At 62.4% G+C, this 22,580-nt stretch carries 22 protein-coding genes; 21 read left to right on the top strand and 1 reads right to left on the bottom strand.

Features of this window, described 5'->3' with window-relative positions; genetic code table 11:
- The first annotated feature begins 2 nt into the window (after nt 1–2).
- From NX774_RS05910 to NX774_RS05900, 3 genes are all read left to right on the top strand, one after another.
- Nucleotides 3–662, top strand: coding sequence for an HAD-IIIA family hydrolase (locus NX774_RS05910; RefSeq protein ID WP_258821225.1), 660 nt, complete (start codon nt 3–5; stop codon nt 660–662).
- Complete coding sequence (locus NX774_RS05905) at nt 662–1,027, top strand: Rieske (2Fe-2S) protein (protein ID WP_258821224.1); 366 nt, start codon at nt 662–664, stop codon at nt 1,025–1,027. Before NX774_RS05910 ends, NX774_RS05905 begins: the two co-directional genes overlap by 1 nt.
- A gap of 181 nt (nt 1,028–1,208) precedes the next feature.
- The gene (locus NX774_RS05900; RefSeq protein WP_258821223.1) at nt 1,209–2,204 is read left to right on the top strand and encodes a S49 family peptidase; all 996 of its coding nucleotides are present in this window, start codon (nt 1,209–1,211) and stop codon (nt 2,202–2,204) included.
- Between the two features lie 453 nt (nt 2,205–2,657).
- Here the strand turns inward: NX774_RS05900 and NX774_RS05895 are convergent, their stop codons facing one another.
- A complete protein-coding gene (locus NX774_RS05895; RefSeq protein WP_258821222.1) occupies nt 2,658–2,945 on the bottom strand; it encodes a hypothetical protein in 288 nt (95 codons plus the stop codon).
- Between the two features lie 213 nt (nt 2,946–3,158).
- Between NX774_RS05895 and NX774_RS05890 the strand changes: the two genes are divergently transcribed.
- The 18 genes from NX774_RS05890 to NX774_RS05805 all read left to right on the top strand — a co-directional run bounded on the left by NX774_RS05890 (nt 3,159) and on the right by NX774_RS05805 (nt 22,567).
- Complete coding sequence (locus tag NX774_RS05890; RefSeq protein ID WP_258821221.1) at nt 3,159–3,872, top strand: pseudouridine synthase; 714 nt, start codon at nt 3,159–3,161, stop codon at nt 3,870–3,872.
- Nucleotides 3,873–4,577: 705 nt separating this feature from the next.
- Entirely contained in the window at nt 4,578–6,881 is a 2,304-nt protein-coding gene (locus NX774_RS05885; RefSeq protein ID WP_258821220.1) for an SLBB domain-containing protein, read from the top strand.
- Nucleotides 6,882–6,946: 65 nt separating this feature from the next.
- Nucleotides 6,947–8,143, top strand: a complete 1,197-nt coding sequence (locus NX774_RS05880) for a Wzz/FepE/Etk N-terminal domain-containing protein (protein ID WP_258821219.1) — start codon at nt 6,947–6,949, stop codon at nt 8,141–8,143.
- Nucleotides 8,144–8,189: 46 nt separating this feature from the next.
- A complete protein-coding gene (locus NX774_RS05875) occupies nt 8,190–9,173 on the top strand; it encodes an NAD-dependent 4,6-dehydratase LegB (RefSeq protein WP_258821218.1) in 984 nt (327 codons plus the stop codon).
- A 6-nt stretch (nt 9,174–9,179) separates the two neighbouring features.
- Nucleotides 9,180–10,328, top strand: a complete 1,149-nt coding sequence (locus NX774_RS05870; RefSeq protein WP_258821217.1) for a LegC family aminotransferase — start codon at nt 9,180–9,182, stop codon at nt 10,326–10,328.
- Complete coding sequence (locus NX774_RS05865) at nt 10,325–11,125, top strand: GNAT family N-acetyltransferase (protein WP_258821216.1); 801 nt, start codon at nt 10,325–10,327, stop codon at nt 11,123–11,125. The genes NX774_RS05870 and NX774_RS05865 overlap by 4 nt, the downstream gene beginning before the upstream one ends.
- A 3-nt stretch (nt 11,126–11,128) precedes the next feature.
- Entirely contained in the window at nt 11,129–12,304 is a 1,176-nt protein-coding gene (neuC, locus tag NX774_RS05860) for a UDP-N-acetylglucosamine 2-epimerase (RefSeq protein WP_258821215.1), read from the top strand.
- On the top strand, nt 12,285–12,968 hold the full coding sequence (locus tag NX774_RS05855; protein WP_258821214.1) for a PIG-L deacetylase family protein: 684 nt from the start codon (nt 12,285–12,287) through the stop codon (nt 12,966–12,968). Before neuC ends, NX774_RS05855 begins: the two co-directional genes overlap by 20 nt.
- Nucleotides 12,965–14,047 (top strand): N-acetylneuraminate synthase, encoded by a 1,083-nt coding sequence (neuB, locus tag NX774_RS05850; RefSeq protein WP_258821213.1) that lies wholly within the window; start codon nt 12,965–12,967, stop codon nt 14,045–14,047. The genes NX774_RS05855 and neuB overlap by 4 nt, the downstream gene beginning before the upstream one ends.
- Entirely contained in the window at nt 14,044–14,694 is a 651-nt protein-coding gene (locus tag NX774_RS05845; RefSeq protein WP_258821212.1) for an acetyltransferase, read from the top strand. The genes neuB and NX774_RS05845 overlap by 4 nt, the downstream gene beginning before the upstream one ends.
- 210 nt (nt 14,695–14,904) lie before the next feature.
- Entirely contained in the window at nt 14,905–15,954 is a 1,050-nt protein-coding gene (locus NX774_RS05840) for a nucleotidyltransferase family protein (protein WP_258821211.1), read from the top strand.
- A gap of 37 nt (nt 15,955–15,991) precedes the next feature.
- Nucleotides 15,992–16,903 carry a Gfo/Idh/MocA family protein gene (locus tag NX774_RS05835; protein ID WP_258821210.1) on the top strand — a complete coding sequence of 304 codons (912 nt, stop codon included), beginning with the start codon at nt 15,992–15,994 and terminating at the stop codon, nt 16,901–16,903.
- Nucleotides 16,900–17,601, top strand: a complete 702-nt coding sequence (locus tag NX774_RS05830) for an acylneuraminate cytidylyltransferase family protein (RefSeq protein ID WP_258821209.1) — start codon at nt 16,900–16,902, stop codon at nt 17,599–17,601. The genes NX774_RS05835 and NX774_RS05830 overlap by 4 nt, the downstream gene beginning before the upstream one ends.
- Before the next feature lie 2 nt (nt 17,602–17,603).
- Nucleotides 17,604–18,380 (top strand): oxidoreductase, encoded by a 777-nt coding sequence (locus tag NX774_RS05825; protein WP_258821208.1) that lies wholly within the window; start codon nt 17,604–17,606, stop codon nt 18,378–18,380.
- 24 nt (nt 18,381–18,404) lie between these two features.
- Nucleotides 18,405–19,370: a Gfo/Idh/MocA family oxidoreductase gene (locus NX774_RS05820; RefSeq protein ID WP_258821207.1), complete on the top strand. Its 966-nt coding sequence runs from the start codon at nt 18,405–18,407 to the stop codon at nt 19,368–19,370.
- A gap of 15 nt (nt 19,371–19,385) precedes the next feature.
- On the top strand, nt 19,386–20,345 hold the full coding sequence (locus NX774_RS05815; RefSeq protein WP_258821206.1) for a Gfo/Idh/MocA family protein: 960 nt from the start codon (nt 19,386–19,388) through the stop codon (nt 20,343–20,345).
- Between the two features lie 46 nt (nt 20,346–20,391).
- Nucleotides 20,392–21,102, top strand: coding sequence for an SGNH/GDSL hydrolase family protein (locus tag NX774_RS05810; protein WP_258821205.1), 711 nt, complete (start codon nt 20,392–20,394; stop codon nt 21,100–21,102).
- Nucleotides 21,092–22,567 carry a lipopolysaccharide biosynthesis protein gene (locus tag NX774_RS05805; protein WP_258821204.1) on the top strand — a complete coding sequence of 492 codons (1,476 nt, stop codon included), beginning with the start codon at nt 21,092–21,094 and terminating at the stop codon, nt 22,565–22,567. The genes NX774_RS05810 and NX774_RS05805 overlap by 11 nt, the downstream gene beginning before the upstream one ends.
- Nucleotides 22,568–22,580: the final 13 nt, after the last annotated feature.

Genomic DNA, 22,580 nt, shown 5'->3' with positions numbered 1-22,580 from the left:
ACATGCCAAGACAAAAATTCGACCTGATCGTTTTCGACTGGGACGGCACGCTGATGGACAGCACGGCCACCATCGTCAAGTGCATCCAGTCGGCCGCCAAGGATATCGGCGTCAGGCCACCCAGCGACCAGGCTGCGTCGCAGGTGATCGGCCTGCGGCTGGCCGAGGCGATGCAATCGGTGGTGCCGGACATCGATCCCGCCCTGTACCCGAAACTGGTGGAGCGTTATCGCTACCATTACCTGACGAAGGATCACGAACTCGTCCTGTTCGACGGCGTTCGCGACATGCTGACGGAGTTGTCGCAGGCCGGCTACTTCCTCGCGGTGGCCACCGGCAAGAGCCGGGTCGGCCTGAACCGGGCATTGAATGCGGTTGGCCTGTTGTCGATGTTCGACGCTACCCGTTGCGCGGACGAGACATTTTCGAAGCCCCATCCGGCAATGTTGCAGGAGCTCACCAGGGAATTGGGGCAGGACCTGCGCCGGACCGTTATGATCGGCGACACCACGCATGATTTGCTTATGGCAAGCAATGCCGGCGCGGTCGGCGTGGCGGTCGAGTACGGCGCCCATCCGGTGCATCAATTAGAGGCATGCAAGCCGGCGTTCTCGGCCAAGACCGTGGCCGAGCTGCACCAGTGGCTGCACGAGAACGCGTGATGGAAGAAGTGCTGATCTGCGATTCCGCGGCGGTGGAGGAGGGCGGCAAGGGCGTGCGCTTTCCGGTGGTGGCGTTTGGCGACGCGGCGACCGGCTTCGTGGTGCGCTACGGCGGCCAGCCGTACGCCTACCTGAACCGCTGCGCGCACGTGCCGATCGAGCTTGACTGGTTTCAAGGCGAGTTCTTCGAGTCGAGCGGGCTGTACCTGATGTGCTCGACGCACGGGGCAATCTACCAGCCGGACAGCGGGCGCTGCATGGGCGGGCCGTGTACCGGAGGGCGCTTGCGGCCGATCCCGGTGCGCGAAGTGGACAACAAGATTTACTGGCAGCCGGACGAGCACATCCGGCCGCCAGGACCGTAACGTAGGGTGGGCACTTGTGCCCACGCGGGGACAGGCGACTGCGGAAACCCGCGTAGGGTGGGCGGGTCCCCCTCCCACGCGTCCAACCAGCGCGTACCTGCCCCGGGGCATCGGCAGCTGAACGCCCCCTACGAGTGCAGCTGCCAGGCAAGCAGTGCCACCTGAATAGAACGAACAAGTTATGAGCGACGACATCAGCAAGGACAATCCCAACGACAGCCGGCTGGCCAAGGAGCCAAGCATTGCCAACTGGGAGCGCGACACGCTCGAAAAGCTGGTCTTCGCCACGATCAAGGAGCAGCGCGCGGCGCGCCGCTGGAGCATCTTTTTCCGCCTGAGCGTCCTGGCGCTGGCGGTGTTTGCCATCTGGACCTATTTCGACCTGGGTGGGGCAGACGTCGAGTCGCTCGGCCGCCACACCGCGCTGATCGAAATCGACGGTACCATCGACACCGACGGCAGCGGCTCGGCCGACAACGTGGTGCCCTCGCTGGACAAGGCGTTTGCCGACGCCGGCTCGGCAGCCGTTGTCCTGCGTGTCAACAGCCCCGGCGGCAGCCCGGTGCAGGCCGGCATCATCGTGGACGAGATCAATCGCCTCAAGAAGGGCTACCCGAACAAGCCGCTGTACGTGGTGGTGGACGAGATCTGTGCCTCGGGCGGGTATTACATCGCGGCGGCGGCCGACAAGATCTATGTTAACAAGGCCAGCATCGTCGGCTCGGTGGGCGTGCTGATGGACGGCTTCGGCTTCACCGGCGCCATGGAAAAGCTGGGCGTGGAGCGCCGCCTGCTGACGGCCGGGGCGAACAAGGGCTTCCTCGACCCGTTCAGCCCGCAGTCGGACAAGCAGAAAGCACACGCCCAGGAAATGCTCGACGAGATTCACCAGCAATTCATCGACGTGGTGCGCGCCGGCCGTGGCAAGCGCCTGAAGGAGACCCCCGAGATCTTCTCCGGCCTGTACTGGACCGGCGCCAAGGCCGTCGAGATGGGCCTGGCCGATGGCTTCGGCACGGTGGACACGGTGGCGCGCGACATCGTCAAGGCCGAGGACATCGTGGACTACACCTCGCGCGAAGGCCTGCCCGAGCGGGTGCTGAAGAAGTTCGGCGCGTCGGTCGGCAGCGGGGCGGTCCAGTCCATTTACCACGGCGCCGTTCCGAAAGTTCGCTGAGGTTTATCAATATCCCCTTGAAAGTTTGTGCACCCGTTCTATATTTAGAGGTGTAGGCCTTTCAAGGAGACGAAACAGAACCTCAGCCTCTTCTCATCCGTTTCGGAAACGGACTACAGGACGCACCCCGTGCGGTGCGGATCGAGAGAATTCAATTCCTCAGCAAAATTCCCTCGGGGAATAGAAAACGACGGCGCAAGCCGTCGTTTTCGTTTCAGGGGAAAGGTGGATTGCTGGGGGGGCGCCATGGTCACTCGCGCATGGCCTCGCAGGAACTTGCCTGATACCCAAGCACCGTCGTCCCCGCGAAGGCGGGGACCCATGCCGCGCTTGCAACAACGCTGCCTGACCGCCAGTCGTTTGCCCCAAAACCGTCATCCCGGCGAACGCCGGGATCCATGCTGAACCTGCACGAAGATAGAACGAAACAGCCGAGATAGCACCAGGATATACTCAAATGGCCCAGGTTTCGGCCGAATGCCCATCCGGGGAAGCCTTGGGTTCATTCGCCGCACCATCGTGCTGAACAAAGCCGCCCCCGTCCAGCCACGCCTGGAAGTCGCGCTGGGCCTGGGCCAGCCATGCCGCCCGCAGCGGTGGGTGGGCATGGTGAAGGTGGGGGAGATCCGCGCCGCTCATCCAGCGGGCCAGCGCGAGCCGGGTGGGAAACAAGGCAGACTGTTCACGAGCAATAGTCTTGCGTTCTTCGACGTTTGATTGCTGATCCTTCACAGTTTGCATCTTGGTCCTCTTATTGTTGGGGTTGACTGAAATCCTAACGATGAGTAGTCAAAGGCACACACCGTTAGTCCGATTCCTACTTGAATTTCAGTGTATCAATAGGAAGATTCTGATGCTTGAGATAAATCAAACGAGTGCAAGACACGAACTCAGCCTATTCTTGCCATTTTTATCACTTTCGGGAGTGCGGCCGTTCTGTTACAGTCTCGCCCCATGAGCAAATTATCCCTTGACCGGATCCTGCAATCGCAGGGCTTCGGCAGCAGAAAGTATTGCCGCGCGCTGATCGAAGACGGCGACGTCGCGATCAATGGCGAGGTGGAAGACAACTACAAGGCGGTGGTCGAGACCGACGGCCTGGTGCTGACCGTGTTCGACGAGGATTGGCCGTACCGCGAGCGGCTCTATATCGCCCTCAACAAACCCGCAGGCTACGAATGCTCGCGCAAGCCGAGCCACCACCCGGCCGTGCTGACCCTGCTGCCGGAGCAGTTCACCTGGCGCGAGGTCCAGCCGGTCGGGCGACTCGACCACGACACCACCGGTTTGCTGCTGATGTCCGACGACGGCGCCTTCATTCATGCCCAATCGTCGCCGAAGCGGCACGTGCCCAAGGTGTACCAGGCCACCACGGCCGAGCCGGTAACGCCGGCGCTGGTTGAACAGCTGCTGGCCGGGGTGCAGCTGCACGATGAGCCGGCGCCGCTGGCGGCCGTTACCTGCGTGCAGCGGGGCGAGCACCAGCTCGAGATCGTGCTGGAGCAGGGCAAGTATCACCAGGTCAAGCGCATGCTGGCGGCGGCCGGCAACCACTGCACGGCGCTGCACCGCTCGCAGATCGGCGGGCTGACACTGGACTCGCTCGGCATCAAGGAAGGCCAGTGGTGCTACCTGGACCAGTCGCAGCTGGACCTGCTGGTCCCTTGACTGCCGCGAATGCCGCTGGCGTAGCTGATGTAGGGTGGGCAGATTCTGCCCACGCGTTCAACCTGCAGAAGAATAGCCCGGCCTTGAGCCATCGATGTCACAACGGAAGGTGGCCAAGTTCATGTTGCGTGACCTGGTTCCTTTGACGCCGGCGCGCGATTTCCATTTCCGCTAGTGGATCCGGCAGCCGAGTTCCCACCGCTCTGGCGACGCTCGATACCACCGCGATCCCTGCAACCCACGCGCTCAAGAGGGGTGTCTTGCCGCCGCAGCAGCGCGTAACCTCAGCATCACAAGGGTTGCTAAAACCTGTGGCTGACTGCCTGCTTGCTAACTTTTGCCCGGCTCGCATGCAAATAGACGAGCGCATCCGGCATATTCTCACCAAATGTAACTCATGCGATTAAAAGATAAGAATGGCGGAAGAACAATTGACTTCCAATAAATGAACATTTGTTAGAAACTACTCGCGTCCCGTTTCTTGAAGTTTCGTTAAAAATCAGTCGCTTAGGAGATCGTGGCAACACTGGCAAGGAATAAGTTTTTTATGCAAGCCATTCATGCCAGCCTGTGGTAAATGTGCCGAAACTTACCCCATGTGAGGGGCTTTCGAAACTAAAGCTCCCCCAAAATTTCCCCTTCGCAAGCCTATCGGGTAACATAGCGGGCTGAACTATGCACGCTTGATCCTCCTCCCATTATTCAATGCCTAAGATCAAAATCAGTTTCGCGGCTTTAGCTCTGGCCGCCTGTGCCGTTGCATCGGCCCAAGAAAAGACCGACTTCAAGTCCGACCTGTTCGGCCAGGAGGCCACATCGTCGGTCGGTGAGGTGGCTCCGGGACAGGCCACGCATAAGATAACAATCACCAATGGAAGCACCGCTGACTCGGCCGCGAGCACAGCTGCGGCAGTGGCACAAACGGTTGCCAACCGCGCTCCCGAATCCGGTACCAGCGAATTCCAGAAGTTCATTGCCGAGAACACCGGGCAATCCCTTCCGATCTTCGGTGCAGAATTCTTTGCCAACGCGCCATCGACCTTCGCGCCTATTGCGAACGCACCGCTGCCTTCCGACTATCCGTTGGGGCCGGGGGACCAACTGCTGATTCGTGGCTGGGGAACGATCGATATCGATTACCGGGCGACGATTGACCGAAACGGGACCATCTCGCTGCCGACCATCGGCACCATTGTGCTCGCCGGTGTGAAAGCGGGAGATGTCGAAACCGTGGTGCGAAATGCGGTCGCCAAGCTGTACAAGGGGGTGACCGTGAACGTGACGTTTGGCCAGCTGCGTGCCATTACGGTCTACGTCGTTGGCCAGGCGCTCCGTCCGGGTACTTACACCGTGTCCAGCCTGTCGACGCTGGTGACGGCCTTGTTTGCAAGCGGCGGCCCGGGCGCGAACGGCTCGATGCGCCACGTCCAGGTCAAGCGCGCGGGCAAAGTGGCTGCCGAGCTTGACCTGTACTCGTTTATTGCAAAGGGCGACAAGTCGGCTGATATCAAGCTGCTGGACGGCGACACCATCTATATCCCGCCCGCTGGCGGATACGTGGCGTTGGTTGGGAAAGTCAATGCGCCAGCCGTGTATGAGCTCAAGACCGGCAGCGACACCATCGAGTCATTGCTGGACGTTGCGGGCGGACTGCCCGTTGTGGCGGATCCGCGCCGTGCTTTCCTCGAGCGCATCGATGCAGGAAAGAGCCATCCGCGAACGGTCGAGGAGTTCGCCCTGGATGGCCAAGGCCTCAAGCGCTCGTTGAAGAACGGCGATGTCCTCAACGTCACCTCCATCACTCCTGATTTCGCCAATGCAGTCGTCTTGCGCGGGAACGTGGACCAGCCCGTGCGCGCACCTTTCAAAATGGGTATGCGTGTGGGCGATCTCATTCCGAACCGCGAATACCTGATTACACGTTCCTCGGTCAAGCGCCAGAACAATGTGATCGCAACCGGAAACAATGAGAAGGCGACCAACGAGAGCGAGAGTTCGATCGCCGGCCGGATCGGCGGGCTGCTCGATCCGATCAACTGGGATTACGCTGTCATCGAGCGCGTCAACCGCAGCGACCTGAGTGTCACCCTGATTCCATTCAACCTCGGTAACGTGTTCAGTAATCCGAGTGGTCCGGATAACGTGCAGCTTCAGCCTGGCGACACGGTCACTATTTTCTCGCAGTACGACGTTGCGGTGCCGATGGATAAGCGCCGAGTGTTCGTGCGCGTCGAAGGCGAAGTCAAGGTTCCGGGTGTGTATCAGCTGACGGCAGGGGACACGGTGCAGACCTTGCTGGCCAAAGCCGGCGGTCCCACGTCGAACGCCTACCTGTTTGGTACGGAGTTCTATCGGGAAGCGGCGCGCCGTGAACAGCAGGCCAACCTCGAACGCGCGGCGGACAAGCTCGAGGCCCAAATGCGCAGGGAGCAGGCGTCAGGCCTGGCTAACGCGCGCGCGCTTTCAGGAGCCGACATGGCTGCGCTTCAAACGCAACGTCAGGGTGAGATGGACGTGGCCAGAGAAACGCTCTCGCGCTTCCGGCGAATGAAAGCGACCGGTCGCATTGCGTTCGGGTTGGAGCCGTCGGAGCGCTCGTTTGCCCGCCTGCCGCAATTGAAGCTTGAGAATGGCGACCGTCTGGTGGTGCCGGCAAGGCCCGCATTCGTCCACGTCTTCGGCGCGGTGAACGTCGAGGCTTCGCCCTTGTGGCGTCCGAATGCTCGCGTGAGCGATTACCTCAAAGTGGCCGGCATGACGCCCGATGCGGATACCGATAACGTCTTCGTCATGCGTGTCGACGGGACCGTCGTATCTGCCGAATCGAAAGGGTGGTTCTTCGGTGGTATCGGTGGCCTGGAGGTGATGCCGGGCGACAGCATTGTGATCCCGCAAAAGATCGACAAAGAAACCCGGTGGACCAAGTTCATGCAGGGTACCCGGGAGTGGGCGCAGATTTTTGCGAACTTCGGTTTGGGCGCGGCAGCGATCAAGACGTTGCGCAACTGACCAGGCGCGAATAAGCACGCATCATCGACAAACACACGTTGGCCAAAACAGATCCGAACAGAGCAATGAGTCAAAGCGAGAATTTGGAGCGCGAACAAGCTCCAGCACCCGGCACCGACGAGATCGGGATGATCGATCTGTTGATCGCCCTTGCAAAGCACAAGAAAGCGATTGCCGCGCTAACCGTCGCCGCAGCCGTTATTTCCCTCGGCATCAGTTTCGTCCTGCCGAATGTTTACCTTGCATCGACCCGGTTGCTGCCGCCGCAGCAGACCCAGTCCAGTGCCGCCGCATTGCTGTCGCAGTTGGGCGGCCTGGCGGGCGGCGGCGCCGCGGTGGCGGCCGGCCTGAAAAACCCCAACGACCTCTATGTCGGCATGTTGAGGAGCCGCACGATCGCCGACAGGCTGATCGCCCAGTTTGACCTGAAGAAGGTTTACGCGACCGACTCCCAGGAGATCGCGCGCAAGCGTCTGGAAACCAATACCACGATCAGCTCTGGCAAGGACGGGTTAATCCTGATCGAAGTGGAGGATGAGAACAAGAAACTCGTCGCGCCGATGGCTAACGCATATGTGGGCGAGTTGTTCCGGCTGATGAAGACGCTGGCGGTGACCGATGCGGCGCAGCGGCGCCTGTTTTACGAGCATCAGCTCGAAGCGACCAAGGACAATCTGGCGAAAGCCGAGGCCGCATTGAAGCGGACGATGGAAAGCCATGGCGTCATCAGCGTCGACAGCGAGAGCCGCGCGATTCTTGAGACGGTGGCGCGGCTGAAGGCGCAGGTCTCGGCGAAAGAGATCCAGTTGACGTCCATGCGCGCCTTTGTGACCAACACCAACCCCGATTATCGAAGGGTGGAAGAGGAACTCAATGGCTTGCGCACCGAGCTGGCGAAGCTGGAGAACGGTCGTGGTGCCGATCGCGGGGATACCGACAAGGACGGCGGGCTGGCCAACATCAAGCTTCTGCGCGACCTGAAGTACCAGCAGATGCTCTATGAAGTGCTCGCCAAGCAGTACGAGGTCGCGCGAATGGACGAAGCGAAGGACCCGTCCGTGATCCAGGTCCTCGATCCCGCAATCGAGCCGGAGCGAAAGTTCAAGCCCAAGCGTGCAGCGCTCGTGTTCGTCGCGACCGTTCTGGCCATGTGCGCCGCCATTGCGTGGGCCTTCGTGGTCGAGTTCCGCGACCTGGCCCTGAAGTATCCGGGTCGTGCGGAAAAGCTGAAGAAGCTCAAGAGCGCGTTGCGCGGCGCTTGATCGTTCCGGTGCGGCCTATTTTAAATTTAAGAGCTCTTTCGACAAGATGGATAAAGCAATTCTGATTACTGGCGCGGACGGTTTCATCGGTTCGCACCTGGTCGAGCTGATGGCGAAGGAGGGCTACAAGGTTCGTGCGCTCTCCCAATATAATTCGTTCAACAACTGGGGGTGGCTTGAGGATGTCAGCTGCCGCAACGAGATCGAGGTGGTCAGCGGCGACGTGCGCGACCCTCACTTCTGCAAGAACATTACCAAGGGCGTCGACACCGTCTTCCACCTCGCCGCCTTGATCGCCATCCCGTATTCGTACGTGGCCCCCGACAGCTACGTCGACACGAACGTGAAGGGCACGTTGAACATATGCCAGGCTGCACTCGAGAACGGCGTGCGGCGCGTCATACACACATCGACCAGCGAAGTGTACGGCACCGCGCAGTATGTGCCCATCGACGAAAAGCACCCGTTGCAGCCGCAGTCGCCCTACAGCGCCTCAAAGATCGGTGCCGACGCGATGGCGATGAGTTTCTATAACAGCTTCAAGCTGGCGGTGACGATCGCCCGCCCGTTCAACACCTATGGCCCGCGCCAGTCCGCGCGTGCCGTGATCCCGACCATCATCGGCCAGATCGCAAGCGGCAAGCGCGAAATCAAGCTGGGCGACGTGACGCCGACCCGCGACTTCAACTACGTGACCGACACCTGCCGTGGCTTCCTCGAGCTTGCCAAGTGCGACCAAGCCGTCGGGGAGACGGTGAACATCGGGTCGAACTACGAGATCTCGGTGGGTGACACGCTGAACCTGATCCGCGAGCTGATGAACTCCGATGTCCAGTTCGTCACCGATGAGCAGCGTTTGCGACCGGGCAAATCCGAAGTGTTCCGTCTCTGGTGCGACAACAGCAAGATCCGCCAGCTTACCGGCTTCGAACCGCAGTACAGCATCCGCGATGGGTTGCAGTCGACCATCGAGTGGTTCCTCAAGCCGGAGAACCTGGCCAAGTACAAAACCGATATCTACAACGTCTGAGCGCCCATGTTTGACGCACTCATCCAGTTCGTCCGCGACGAATACCAATCCGACGAGTTCATTCCACTGCACGCGCCCGTCTTTCGCGGCCGCGAGCGCGAGTATGTGCTGGAGACGATCGACTCGACGTTCGTGTCGAGCGTGGGCGCATTCGTGGACCGTTTCGAGAACCAGGTGGCGCAATACACGGGCAGCGCGCGGGCAGTGGCGACGGTGAACGGCACCGCCGCGCTGCACGTCGCCTTGCGCCTGGTGGGCGTGCAGCCCGGCGACCTGGTGATCAGCCAGCCGCTGACCTTCGTGGCCACCTGCAATGCCATTTCCTACCTGGGTGCCGAGCCGGTCTTCATCGATGTCGACCGCGCGACCCTGGGGTTGTCGCCGCGCGCACTGGACAACTGGCTCGAGGAACATGCATTCGTCGATGACGACGGGCTGTGCCGCAGCCGCGCCGACAACAAGATCGTGCGCGCGTGCGTCCCCATGCATACGTTCGGACATCCGGTCGAGATCGAGCGGCTGGTGGAGGTGTGCCGTCGCTGGGGCGTGGCACTGGTGGAGGACGCAGCCGAATCGCTCGGAAGCCTGTACCGGCAACGCCATACCGGCACCTTCGGCGCAGTCGGCACCCTGAGTTTTAACGGCAACAAGATCATCACCACGGGCGGCGGTGGCATGATTCTGGCGGACGGCGCGCTGGGCGCGCGTGCCAAGCACCTTACCACCACCGCAAAGCAGCCGCATCCATACGAATACGTTCATGATGAGGTGGGCTACAACTATCGCCTGCCTAATCTGAACGCGGCGCTGGGCTGCGCCCAGATGGAGCAGCTGGAACAATTCGTCCAGGACAAGCGCGCCCTCGCCAGCCGCTATGAAGCGATGCTCAAAGGCGGCAGCCTGCAGTTTGTGCGCGAACCGGAAGGGGCACGTTCGAATTACTGGCTCAACGCGGTGATTTGCCAGGACCGCGCCGAGCGCGACGCGCTGCTGAAGGCAACCAACGACCGCGGCGTGATGACCCGCCCGATCTGGCGCCTGATGAATCAGTTGCCCGCGTTTGCGCACTGCCGGCACGGTGACTTGAGCATCGCCCAGTGGCTTGATGATCGCGTGGTCAATCTGCCGAGTTCTCCGACCGGGATGCAAGCATGAAGATTCTGACGATCGACGACAAAGCGCAGCTGTTGCAACACAAGCTCGACATCGAGACGCTGTTCCTGGAGTGTTTCGGCGCCCGCTTGTCACTGGCGCTTTGGCACTGGGCCTACATCGACAATCCGAACGGCCAGCCGTTCGTATCGCTGTGCTACGACGGCGACAGGCTGGTGGGGCATTACGCCATGGTGCCGATGCCGCTGTCCGGGTCTGGCCGGATCCTCAATGCTTACCTGTCGATGACGACGATGGTGGCGGCCAGCCATCGCCAGCACGGCTTGTTCGTCAAGCTCGCCGGCGTGACCTATGAGGCGGCCATCGCGCAGGGCGTCGATTTCGTCATGGGCTTCCCGAACGCGATGTCGACCCCCGGCTTTCGCAAGAAGCTGGGCTGGGTCTTGCCGGAACCCGACTACGTCGCCAGGGTCACCAAGGCCGAACTGCTCGACCCGGCCGTGCTGAACCGGTTCGAGAGCCACGGGGGCTATCGCCTGGACCTGGAAGATGAGCGCACGCGGCAATGGCGAACGGCCAAGCCGGGGTGCGATTACATTTGTGAAAACGGACTGGTGTACAAGCGATTCGACGGCGGCATTGACCTGATGTATTTCGCGTCGGTCGATGCCCTGCGCCAGCTGCCGGACGATGCTGGCATCAACCTGCTACTGCCGCACGATTTCGGCCGCTTCCAGGAAAACAAGGTGTTTGACTATCAGTTTGGCGGTCTGTCGCTGGCCGGGCAGTTCGACCCCGCCGGGATCAAACGGCAGATGTGCCTATCCGATGTGTTCTGACGTATGCGGCGCATACTTGCACTAACCTCCATCCGCTCCGAGTACGACCTGATGAGCCGGGTCTACGAATTGCTTCACCGCGATTCGGAGGTCGACCTGCGCTTGCTGGTGTCCGGCGCGCACCTGTCGCCGAGCCACGGCATGACGGTTCGCCACATCCGCGCGGACGGCTTTCATGTCCTTGCCGAGGTCGAAACCCTGATCAGCGCCGACAGCCCGTCGTCGCGGCTGAAGACCGCCTCCGGCCTGTTGTCCGGCAGCGTCGACCTGGTTCGCCAGTTTGCCCCGGACGTGATCGTCTACGCCGGCGACCGTGAGGACGTGCTGATCGGCGCCATGATTGGCGGTTTCCTCGGCATTCCGACTGCCCATTTCTTCGCTGGCGACCACGCTGCCGATGGCCACATCGACAACCCCGTACGGCACGCTACGTCCAAGCTGTCGTCCGCGCATTTCGTGAGCATTCCGGAACACAAGCAAAGGCTGCTGGCACTGGGGGAGGCGGAACAGCGCGTGTTCGTGATCGGCAGCGTGGCGCTCGACAAATTCCGGCTCGAGCCCGCGCTCGACGTCACCCGGATCCTCGACAAGATCGGTGCGAAGCAGCATGCGCTCGAATCGCCGCTGGCTATCCTGATCTTCCACCCGATCGGTGCCGAGGCCGACTGTGCGGCCAGTTACCTGACCAATGCGGCGCAAGCGCTGATCGAGGCCGGCTATCACGTCTGCCTGGGCGCACCGAACACGGACCCAGGGAATTTTGCGCTGCTCACCGCGCTCGAGCAGCTCGCGCGGCAAGAGCAGGTCACCCTGTACAAGAACCTGTCGCGTGCGGAATTCGTCAACCTGTTCCGCGCCGCGAAAATTATTGTTGGCAATTCGTCAGCAGGCTTGCTCGAAGCCGCGAGCTTGAAAATCCCGGCGATTAACGTCGGCGCGCGCCAGCGTGGTCGCTTGTGCGGCGCCAACGTGCTGTTTACGGACGGCGACAAGGCCAGCGTTGCCACTGCAATTCAGACGGCCCGCAGCAGCCAGTTCCAGTCGATGCTGGCGGGCCTCGCCAATCCATACGGCGACGGCTACAGCTCTGAGGCGGCTGCGCATTTGCTCAAGACCGTGGATTTTTCAAGCCTGCTGCACAAGACAGAGGATCCGTTGCATGTCATCCAACGCCCCTAAGACCGTCCTTTGCATCGCCCCGCATCCTGACGACGAGACGCTCGGATGCGGCGCGACCTTGCTGCGCCACGTCCAGGGTGGCGATACCGTGCACTGGCTGATCATGACCGGGATTTCGCAAGCGCAGGGCTTTTCCGCCCAGCGGGTGGAAAGCCGTCGCCGCGAAATAGAACAGGTCGCCGCTGCGTATGGCTTCGCGCAAGTGCACCTGGCCGGTTTTCCGACCACCCGTCTGGACGAAGTCGCCAAGGGCGACCTGGTCGGGGCCGTGGCCAGGGTGGTTGGATCGGTGCAGCCGCATACGCTGTACATCCCGTACCGCAATGACGTGCACAGCGACCACGGCGCTGTCTTCGACGCGGCGGTCTCCTGCACGAAGAGCTTCCGTTACCCCAGCGTCAAGCAAGTCTATTGCTACGAGACGCTGTCCGAAACGGAGTTCGGCTTGCGTCCGGACGACCCCGGCTTTCGTCCGAACCTGTTCTGCGACGTTACGGCGACCCTGGACAAGAAGTTGGAGATCATGCGCATGTTTGACGGCGAAATGGGGCAGTTCCCGTTCCCGCGCAGCGCGGAGTGCATCCGGGCCCAGGCGATGCTGCGCGGCAGCCAGGCCGGTGTCATGGCCGCTGAAGCATTCATGATTTTGAAAGAAATACGATGAGCCGAGACGCTGTTTATATCATCGCCGAAGCGGGCGTCAATCATAACGGCCAGCGCGACCTCGCGTTCGCGCTGGTCGATGCGGCCGCCGATGCGGGCGCGGACGCGGTCAAGTTCCAGACCTTCGACGCCGCCAAACTGGCCTCGAAGACCGTTGGCAAGGCCGAGTACCAGAAAAAGACCACGGATGCGATCGAAAGCCAGCGCGAAATGCTCAAGAAGCTGGAACTGCCGCGCGCATGGCATTTCGAACTGCAGGCCCATTGCAGGCAGCGCGGCGTCGAGTTCATCTCGACCGCCTTCGACAGCGACAGCCTGCATTTCCTGGCCTCGGAGTTGGACATGCCGTTCTTCAAGGTGCCGTCGGGCGAACTGACCAACGCGCCGTTGCTGTGGCAGTTCGCGCGCACCGGCAAACCCCTGGTGATCTCAACCGGCATGGCCACCCTGTCCGAGGTCGAGCAGGGCTTGGCCGTGGTCGCCCATGCGCTTGCCAACGAAAGCGAGCCGCGCGACATGGACGAGGTGTGGCGCGGCTGGAGCGATCCGCGGCAGCGCCAGCGCTTGGAAGGGCATGTGACGCTGCTGCACTGCACCTCGCAATACCCGACGCCCTTGGGCGAAGTGAACCTGCGCGCGATGGACAGGCTGGCTGCGGCGTTCGGCCTGGCGGTCGGCTATTCCGACCACACCCAGGGGATCCTGATCCCGGTGGCCGCGGTGGCACGCGGCGCCAGGCTCATCGAAAAGCATTTCACGCTCGACCGCAACCTGCCGGGCCCTGACCATGCTGCGTCGCTCGAACCGGGTGAACTCAAGCAGATGGTTGCCGACGTGCGCAGCCTGGAGATCGCGTTCGGCGACGGATGCAAGGCGCCGCATGCGAGCGAGTGGAATACGCGCAAGGCGGCGCGTCAGCAGGTGGTGGCCGCGCGCGACATCGCCGCCGGCGCCGTCCTCACCCGCGATGACCTGACGACGGCGCGCAGCGGCCAAGGCCTGCCGGCGTCGGAGCTGTGGTCGCTGGTGGGATCGCGTAGTGCGCGCGCCTACTGCCGCGGCGACCTGATCGGCACATGAACGGGGTCAGGCCATTGGTCCTGCTGGGCGGCGGTGGACATGGAAAAGTCCTGCTGGCGTTGGCGCAGGCTGCCGCACTGCCGGTTGCCGGCGTGTGCGACCCGGCGTTGGCCGCGGGCGGCATCCGCGAGTGGTTCGGCGTTCCCGTGCTGGGGGCCGACGACGCCCTGGACCGGCTCGACCCTGGCGCGGTAAGCCTCGTCAACGGCGTCGGCCAGTTGCCGCGCAGCTCGCTGCGCGAGCAGGTTTTCGCCGCCGCGCGGGCCAAGGGATTCGGTTTCCCGCCGCTGGTCCACCCGATGGCATGGGTGGCGCCTGGGGTTGTGCTGGAAGAAGGCGCGCAGGTGATGGCAGGCGCGATCGTCCAGCCAGGAGCGCGGTTGGGCGCCAACACGGTGGTGAACACACGCGCCAGTGTCGATCACGACTGCGCGGTCGGCGCCCACGTGCATATCGCGCCGGGCGCCGTGCTGTGCGGCGGCGTGCATGTGGGCGACCACGCATTTGTCGGCGCTGGCGCGACGCTCATCCAGGGCGTGCGCATCGGCGTGCGCGCGGTGATCGGCGCCGGGGCACTCGTGGTGAGCGATGTTGACGAGGGCGCGCTGGTGCTGGGCGCGAAAGGGAGCGCGCGGCCCGGACGCTGATGCGGCCTCCTGCGGCGGCGCCTTTGGCGATGACGCCTGCGGACCGGCTTGTCGCGGCTCCACTTGACCGCTGTCTGTAACCGCGGCGTCGCGGAGATTTCGAAGTTGTGCGGTCCACAGCCGCCGCCCGCGAGGGCTGGCGCAACAGATCGGCTTGAGTTCGCAGCCGCGCGTGAAGGCGCGGCTGAATTTGTACGGAGTTGAATAAAAATGAAGAATTGGGAAAAAGCCCTGGTCGGGCCGGACGCCACCCTGCACGACGCGCTGCGAGTGATCGAGCAGGTCGGTTGCCAGATGGCGCTCGTCGTCGATCGGGACCGCTTCTTGCTGGGTACGCTGAGCGATGGCGACGTGCGACGTGGCCTGCTCAAGGGATTGAAGCTGGAGGACAAGGTGGTCGCGGCAATGCACGTGAACCCGACCACGGTCCGTGACAGCGAGGATCGCCTGGAAGCCTTGTCGCGGATGCGCCAACTGGGCGTGCACCAGATCCCGCTGGTTGATGCCGACGGCCGCGTGGCCGGGCTGACCACCGTCGCTGACTACCTGACCGCGCCGAAGCGCGAGAACTGGGTCGTCATCATGGCCGGCGGCCTGGGAAGCCGTCTTGCCGAGCTCACGCGAGACACGCCCAAGCCCATGCTCAAGGTCGGCTCGCGCCCGCTGCTCGAGACGATCGTGCGCCACTACGCAGACCAGGGCTTCCACAAGTTCTACTTCGCCGTCAACTTCAAGGCTGAGCAAATCATTGCTCACTTCGGCGATGGCAGCGAATTCGGGGTCGAGATCGACTACCTCCACGAAAAGCAGCGCCTCGGAACTGCGGGCGCGCTGAGCCTGCTGCCCGAGCGCCCGAGCGCGCCGATCCTCGTCACCAACGCCGACCTGCTGACAAAGGAAAATTATGGCCACATGCTCGACCGTCACGTCGAACGCGGCGCCGATGCGACCATGGCGGTGCGCAACTTCGAGATGCGCGTGCCGTTCGGGGTAGTGCGCTCGAACGACGGCCTGGTCGACGCGATCGAGGAAAAGCCCGTGCAGCACTTCCTGGTCAGCGCCGGCACCTACGTGCTGTCGCCGCGCGTGCTCGAGATGGTTCCGTCCGATCAGTTCTTCGACATGCCCACGCTGTTCGACTTGCTGATCCGGGAGCGCTTCGCGATTCATTCGCACCCGGTCAACGGCTACTGGCTCGACATCGGCCACCTGCCTGACTATGAACGCGCGAACGTCGACTTTTTCGAGGTGTTCCAATGAACGGCGCGGGATCGGCGCGCAGGCCGGGTAGCCGCTGATGCGCACACTGGTGATTGGTTACGGCTCGATCGGGACGCGGCATGCCGCTCTTCTCGAGGAGCTCGGTACGGAGGTCGCGTTGGTCAGCCGGCGTGCGGCAGCCGAACGGCCCGTGTTCGCCGACCTTGAGACGGCGTTGCGCGCGCACGCGCCCGACTACGTGGTGGTGGCCAACGAGACGTCCGGGCACGCACCAACGCTGGCACAACTGGCCGATCTGGATTACCGGGGCGTGGTGCTGGTCGAGAAGCCCTTGTTTTCAGCCGCCAGCGGCCTGCCCGCGCATTCTTTCAGCTTTGCAGGCGTCGCGTATAACCTGAGGTTTCATCCAGTGCTCAAGCGGCTCAAGAGCATGCTGGAGGGTGAACGTGTGGTGTCGGTCCATGCCCAGGTCGGCCAGTATCTGCCCGACTGGCGTCCCGGCACCGACTACCGGCACTGCTATTCGGCCAGCGCGCAGCGCGGCGGGGGGGTGCTGCGGGACCTGAGCCATGAGCTCGACTACATCACCTGGATGCTGGGCGGCTGGTGCAGCGTGACCGCCATGGGAGGGCACTTCAGCGCGCTCGAAATCGACAGCGACGACGTGTTTTCGCTGTTGATCACTACCCCGCGCTGCCGCTCGGTGTCGGTGCACCTGAATTACCTGGAAAGGGTGCCGCAGCGGGTCATCACGATCAATACGGATCGGCATACGCTGCGCGCGGACCTGGTCAATGGAACCATCGCGGTGGATGGCAAAGTGGAAGCGATCGCGGTCGAGCGCAATGAGACGTACCGCGCCATGCATGCCGCGGTGATGGGCCGGCAGCCCGACGTGGTGTGTTCCCTCGAGCAGGGCCTGGACACAGTGATATTGATCGATGCCGCCTGCGCGGCGGCTCAACACCGAAAGTGGATAGACAAGTGAACCGGATTTGTACGATTTGCGCCCGCGGGGGCTCCAAGGGCGTCCTCGGCAAGAACCTGCGCCTGATGCATGGAAAGCCGCTGATCGCCTATAGCATCGAACAGGCCAAGGCTAGCGGCTTGTTCAACGCGGTCGTGGTAAGCAGTGACTCGGCCGGCATCCTCGAGGCAGCCAGGCAGCACGGCGCCGATTTGTTGATCGATCGCCCGGCCGAACTGGCGACAGACACGGCGGCAAAGCTGCCGGCGATCCGCCACGCGGCCGAAGCCGCGGAGCGCGCGCTCGGCATGCGTTTTGATACCTACGTCGACCTTGACGCGACGTCGCCGCTGCGCAGCGCCGAGGACATTCGCAATGCGGTGGAACTGCTCGAGGCCAGTGGCGCCGGCAATGTGATTACCGCCATGCCGGCACGGCGTTCGCCCTACTTCAACCTGGTGGAGGTGGCGCAGGACGGCAGCGTGGCGCTTTCCAAGCGCCCGGCGGTCGCGTTCGCGCGCCGCCAGGATGCGCCGCCGTGCTACGACATGAATGCGTCGATCTACGTGTGGCGCCGTCCGGTGCTGTTCGGTACCGACACGATTTTCAACCCTGATACCAGGCTGTATGTGATGCCGGAGGAGCGCTCGATCGATATCGACTCGGAGCTCGATTTCGAGTTCGTCCAGTTCCTGATGAAGCGCCAGCTTGGAGAATGAAGATGAATGAGGCATTGAAAAAGAAAGTGGTGGTGGTGACCGGTGGTGCAGGGCTGCTCGGCCGCGAGTTCTGCGCGGCGATTGCACAAAGCGGCGGTATCGCCATCGTCGCGGATCGCCGGCTGGAAGACGCGCAGCGCACCGCCAGCGAGATTGCGGCGGCATACGAAGGCCGCGCCTGGGCGGTCGAGCTGGACATCACGAGCAAAACTTCGGTGCTCTCCTGCATCGCAAGCGTGTGCGACAAGTTCGGGCGGATCGATGCGGTCGTCAACAACGCTTACCCGCGCAATGCCCATTACGGGCGCAAGCTGGAGGATGTGACCTACGAGGATTTCTGCGACAACGTCGGCATGCATGTGGGCGGCTATTTCCTGGTCTCGCAGCAGTTCGCAGGCTTCTTCCGCCAGCAGGGGGGCGGGAACATCATCAATATGTCCTCGATTTACGGAGTCGTTGCGCCACGCTTCGAAGTCTACGAGGGTACGCCGATGACCATGCCGGTGGAGTACGCCGTGATCAAGTCGGGCGTGCTGCACCTTACCCGCTACCTGGCGAAATACCTGAAAGGAACCGGGATCCGGGTCAACGCGATCAGCCCGGGGGGAATCCTCGACGGGCAACCGGCCGCGTTCCTCGAGAAGTACAAGGGCCATTGCATGAGCAAGGGGATGCTCGACAAGCGCGACCTGATGGGCGTGTTGGTCTTCCTGCTGTCCGATGCTTCCGCCTACATGAACGGGCAGAACCTCACTGTGGACGACGGCTTCTCGCTCTAACACCTGACATTTTTAAGCACACCCATGAAGCATTTAGCGATTATTGGCGCCGGCCAATTAGGAAGCCGGCACTTGCAGGCCCTGGCGACGCTGCCTGTAGCGTGCGACATCACCGTGATCGACCCGGTGCAGGCTTCGCTCGAGGTTGCACGGCAGCGGTTCGAGGAACTGGAGCGCAGCCCGACGATCGCGGCTGTGCACTACGCGCAGGAGATGAATGCGCTGCCGGCGCACCTCGACTACGCGATCATCGCCACCACGGCGGACGTGCGGCTGCAGGTGTTGCGCTCGCTGCTGAACGGCCGCAGCGTCGCCGCGCTGCTGCTGGAAAAAGTGCTGTTCCAGCATGCCGGCGAATACGCCCAGGCCCGGGACTTGCTCTCAGCGTCGAACACACGCGCCTGGGTCAATTGCCCACGTCGCCTGTTCCCGGTCTATCGCGACTTAAGCGATTTCTTCGCACAAGAGCGACTGCTGTCCTTCTCCACCACCGGCGGCGGTTGGGGGCTGGGCTGCAACAGCATCCATTTTATCGACCTGTTCGCACAGTTTGCCCGCGCCGTTCCCGAACAACTGGACGGCAGGGACCTCGACCAAGGCCTGATTCCCAGCAAGCGGGCCAACTTCAAGGAGTTCACCGGTACGCTTCGGGGAATGCTCGGAAGGGCCAGGTTCGACATCACCTCGTTCGCCGACTCCAGCGCCAGGTTGCTCACCACCATCCGTGCCGAAAAGCGTGCCTGCGTGGTCGACGAAGGTGCCGGCAAGGCGTTTCTGTTCGACGGCGAGTCGTGGCATGAAAAGCTGTTCAGGACCCCGTTCCTTAGCCAGCTCGGTGGGGCAATCGCGACCGATATCCTGACCACCGGCGAATGCGGGCTCACCAGCTTCGCCGACTCGGTCGCCTACCACTTGCCGCTGCTGCAATGCCTTGGCGCGCACGCAAGCGCCGCCGATGGCACCGATCCCTCTTTTTTCCCAGTGACCTGAGTTTATTTGTTAGTCATGTCCAATTCCAATCAAGTCCTGCTGGTCGGCGCCGGTCCCATGGCGGTCGACTATGCCAAGGTGCTCACGGCCTTGGGCCGCGATATCGTCGTCGTCGGCCGCAGCGACGCATCGGCTGCGGCATTCGAGGAAAAAACCGGGATCCCGGCGATCCCCGGCGGCCTGGATGCTTATCTCGAGCGCGGCGGCACCTGCCCCGAACTGGCGATCGTCGCGGTCGGGGTCGAAGCGCTTGCCCAGACCACTTGCCGCCTGCTGGCCAGTGGCGTACGCCGGGTGTTGCTGGAAAAGCCCGGCGCCTTGACCCGGGCTGAAATCCTCGCAGTCGATGCGGCATCGAGGGAAACGGGCGCACAGGTTTTGATCGCCTATAACCGCCGTTTTTACGCGTCCACGCTGCGCGCTCTTGAATTGATAGAAGAGCAGGGCGGCGTGCAGTCGATGCATTTCGAATTCACCGAGTGGGGTCATGTGATTGCGCCGCTGGTCAAGGCACCCGGCGTGAAGCCGGCTTGGCTGCTTGGCAATTCCACCCATGTGATCGATCTCGCGTTTTACCTGGCCGGGCAGCCGCAAGTGTGGCATGGCTATACCTCCGGCTCGCTCGACTGGCACCCGGCGTCCGCAGTGTTTGCAGGCGCCGGCCGGACCGAACGCGGCGCGCTGTTCTCGTACCAAGCGAACTGGGCAGCTCCAGGGCGTTGGGGCGTGGAGGTCCTGACCGGCGAGTCACGCCTGATTTTCCGTCCGATGGAGACCCTGCAGCTCATGCGTAAAGGCTCGGTGGCGATCGAACCGGTTGCCATCGATGATCGGCTGGACAAGCAGTTCAAGCCGGGCCTGTATGTGCAGGTAAGCCGCTTCCTGGAGGGCGCGACCGAAGGATTCTGCTCGGTCCAGGAGCAGGCCGCCGTATGGGACGTGTATTGCGGTATTGCCGGCTACCAGCAGGCGTGACAGGTAACGGCGCAACGACGGCTGCGGGCACGCGATGACACCACGCTTGAAGATCCTGTTCATTACCGACTCCCTGGGTTTTCCCAGGGCGGAACCCGAGTTCGTGGGATACGACGACACTTATCTGGCGCGCCTGAAGACCCGGTTCCCGGACTGCGACTTTATCCACCAGGGCCGCGGCGGGGCGACGATCGTGGACTTGTTCAAGCACAGCGCGTATTTCCACAAAACGATCGCGCCGGATCTGGTGTTCGTCCAGGCGGGCGTGGTCGATTGCGCCCCCCGCGCCTTGTCCGTCGTCGAGCAGCAAGTCATCTCGCGCCTGCCTGTCATCGGCGGTTTGCTGGCCCGTGCTGTCAAGCGACACGCGCCCATGATGCGACGTGTACGACAGATGACCTACACGCCGTTGCCCGTGTTCGCCGACTACATGCATCGATTCGAAGAGCTGTTCTCGCCGGTGTACTGGATCGGCATCCTGCCCGTGTCGGCGGAGTACGAGTCGAAGCTGGAGGGAATGCAGCGCAGCAGCGACGCCTACAACGCAGTGCTGCGGACGGGCCGCTTTGTCGATACTGCTGGACTGGACCCGGCGACCATGATCATGACCGACCACCACCACCTGAACGCTGCCGGGCACGCGCGCATGGCAGACATCCTGGCGGACACGATTTGCGCGTACCTGTCCGCCCGAAGAGCGCCAGGCGCGTCTCCTGGCGAGCCGGCACGGCTGCGCCACAATGCCCATGCAAACTGAACAAAACAGCGCCCTGCCGAGCCAAGAGCCGAGCCCTTGCGCGCCAACGCCGGCGCGCAAGGGCATGCTGATGCTCCAGCACCTGGTCAACCACATCGGGGTAGCCGTCGCGAGCAAACTGGTTCCGGTAGCGTCGATCTTCCTGTACAGCCACATGATGTCTGTGTACGACTACGGCATCCTGAACCTGTCGGCGTCGTACCTGTGGATTCTTGGCATCGTCATGACCCTCAACCTGCACACGGGGATTGGCCGTTACGTCTACACGGCCTCCGCCGATTTCGCTGGCTTCCTGGGCACGACCTACATCGCCATCGGCGCGATCTATGCCACGCTGTGCGCGATCGTCTTGCTGAACCTCGACAGATTCGCGGCCTGGATGGCATTGCCGCGCGGCGTCGTGGCATTGATGCTGGTCGTCGTCATGGGGGCGATCGCCGAGTCGATCCTGACCCAGGTCGCCATCCATCGCCTGGACAGCAAGCGGCTCGTCCTGTGCATCGTCGCGAAGGCGGTCTCGACATTGTCCTTGAGCATGCTGCTGTTGGTGCTGATCGACACGGACAAGTACCGCGCCGTGCTGTGGGCCGATGCGCTGGTCAGCGCAGGGTTCATGCTGTTCGTCCTGTACCACCTGCGCCATGACACCCGCCTTGTCTTCCATTTTTCGCACCTGAAGTACATGGCCAATTATGCGATCCCCCTGATTCCGTACATGCTGTGCCTCACACTGCTGTCGCAATTCGACCGGGTCATGATCGATCGTTACTTTGGCAAGGAAGCAACCGGCTTGTACAGTCTGTCGTACAACGTCGGCGTCCTGACGCTCATGCTGGTAACGGCACTGCTGAACGTCTTTACGCCATCGTTTTTCTCCGCCATTGATGAGCGTAACTACCCGCGGCTGTTACGGGAATCCGACGGCATTTTTGCGCTCGGTGCGTTTGCCACGGTGTTCCTGGTGCTGTTCGGAGAAACGCTGTTCGGCTGGCTGGTTCCGGCCAAGTATGCCAGTGCGCTTGACCTCATCCCCGTTGTCGCGTTGGGCGGTCTGTGCCTGGTCGTGTTCCAGCTCTGGGCGCGGCTGATCGCGTATGCCAACAAGACATATCTCCTGTCGATCATTGCCTCAGTGGTAACGGTGACCAAGCTCGGCTTGAACCTGCTGTTGTTGCCCCGCTTTGGCTACAAGTCCGCTGCCCTGACGACGGTGCTGGCCTATCTCTTGATGAGCTTGCTTTGCGTCTGGATGGCGAATGCCAAGGTCGGGCTGTTCCGCGTGCCCATCGCAAAACACCTGGCGTATCTGGCCGGATGCACCGTCCTGTTGCTGATTTTTGCTTACGTGCCGCTGCCTGCGGCGGGCGCATTGGCCGCCAAAGCCGTGCTATTTGTTGCGGCCGCCTGGCATTTCAGGGCGCCGATCCTCGGCCTGCTGCTGGTGCGCAGCAAGCCGGTTCAGTGAAGGTGGCGCATCG

This window comes from Massilia agilis, from assembly GCF_024756255.1.
Classification (GTDB): Bacteria; Pseudomonadota; Gammaproteobacteria; order Burkholderiales; family Burkholderiaceae_D; genus Telluria; species Telluria agilis.
This window is presented reverse-complemented; position numbering and strand designations above follow the sequence as displayed.

Coding starts and splice junctions, on each gene's coding strand:
- NX774_RS05910 (WP_258821225.1), top strand. CDS start 3: ATGCCAAGACAAAAATTCGACCTGATCGTTTTCGACTGGGACGGCACG.
- NX774_RS05905 (WP_258821224.1), top strand. CDS start 662: ATGGAAGAAGTGCTGATCTGCGATTCCGCGGCGGTGGAGGAGGGCGGC.
- NX774_RS05900 (WP_258821223.1), top strand. CDS start 1,209: ATGAGCGACGACATCAGCAAGGACAATCCCAACGACAGCCGGCTGGCC.
- NX774_RS05895 (WP_258821222.1), bottom strand. CDS start 2,945: ATGCAAACTGTGAAGGATCAGCAATCAAACGTCGAAGAACGCAAGACT.
- NX774_RS05890 (WP_258821221.1), top strand. CDS start 3,159: ATGAGCAAATTATCCCTTGACCGGATCCTGCAATCGCAGGGCTTCGGC.
- NX774_RS05885 (WP_258821220.1), top strand. CDS start 4,578: ATGCCTAAGATCAAAATCAGTTTCGCGGCTTTAGCTCTGGCCGCCTGT.
- NX774_RS05880 (WP_258821219.1), top strand. CDS start 6,947: ATGAGTCAAAGCGAGAATTTGGAGCGCGAACAAGCTCCAGCACCCGGC.
- NX774_RS05875 (WP_258821218.1), top strand. CDS start 8,190: ATGGATAAAGCAATTCTGATTACTGGCGCGGACGGTTTCATCGGTTCG.
- NX774_RS05870 (WP_258821217.1), top strand. CDS start 9,180: ATGTTTGACGCACTCATCCAGTTCGTCCGCGACGAATACCAATCCGAC.
- NX774_RS05865 (WP_258821216.1), top strand. CDS start 10,325: ATGAAGATTCTGACGATCGACGACAAAGCGCAGCTGTTGCAACACAAG.
- neuC (WP_258821215.1), top strand. CDS start 11,129: ATGCGGCGCATACTTGCACTAACCTCCATCCGCTCCGAGTACGACCTG.
- NX774_RS05855 (WP_258821214.1), top strand. CDS start 12,285: ATGTCATCCAACGCCCCTAAGACCGTCCTTTGCATCGCCCCGCATCCT.
- neuB (WP_258821213.1), top strand. CDS start 12,965: ATGAGCCGAGACGCTGTTTATATCATCGCCGAAGCGGGCGTCAATCAT.
- NX774_RS05845 (WP_258821212.1), top strand. CDS start 14,044: ATGAACGGGGTCAGGCCATTGGTCCTGCTGGGCGGCGGTGGACATGGA.
- NX774_RS05840 (WP_258821211.1), top strand. CDS start 14,905: ATGAAGAATTGGGAAAAAGCCCTGGTCGGGCCGGACGCCACCCTGCAC.
- NX774_RS05835 (WP_258821210.1), top strand. CDS start 15,992: ATGCGCACACTGGTGATTGGTTACGGCTCGATCGGGACGCGGCATGCC.
- NX774_RS05825 (WP_258821208.1), top strand. CDS start 17,604: ATGAATGAGGCATTGAAAAAGAAAGTGGTGGTGGTGACCGGTGGTGCA.
- NX774_RS05820 (WP_258821207.1), top strand. CDS start 18,405: ATGAAGCATTTAGCGATTATTGGCGCCGGCCAATTAGGAAGCCGGCAC.
- NX774_RS05815 (WP_258821206.1), top strand. CDS start 19,386: ATGTCCAATTCCAATCAAGTCCTGCTGGTCGGCGCCGGTCCCATGGCG.
- NX774_RS05805 (WP_258821204.1), top strand. CDS start 21,092: ATGCAAACTGAACAAAACAGCGCCCTGCCGAGCCAAGAGCCGAGCCCT.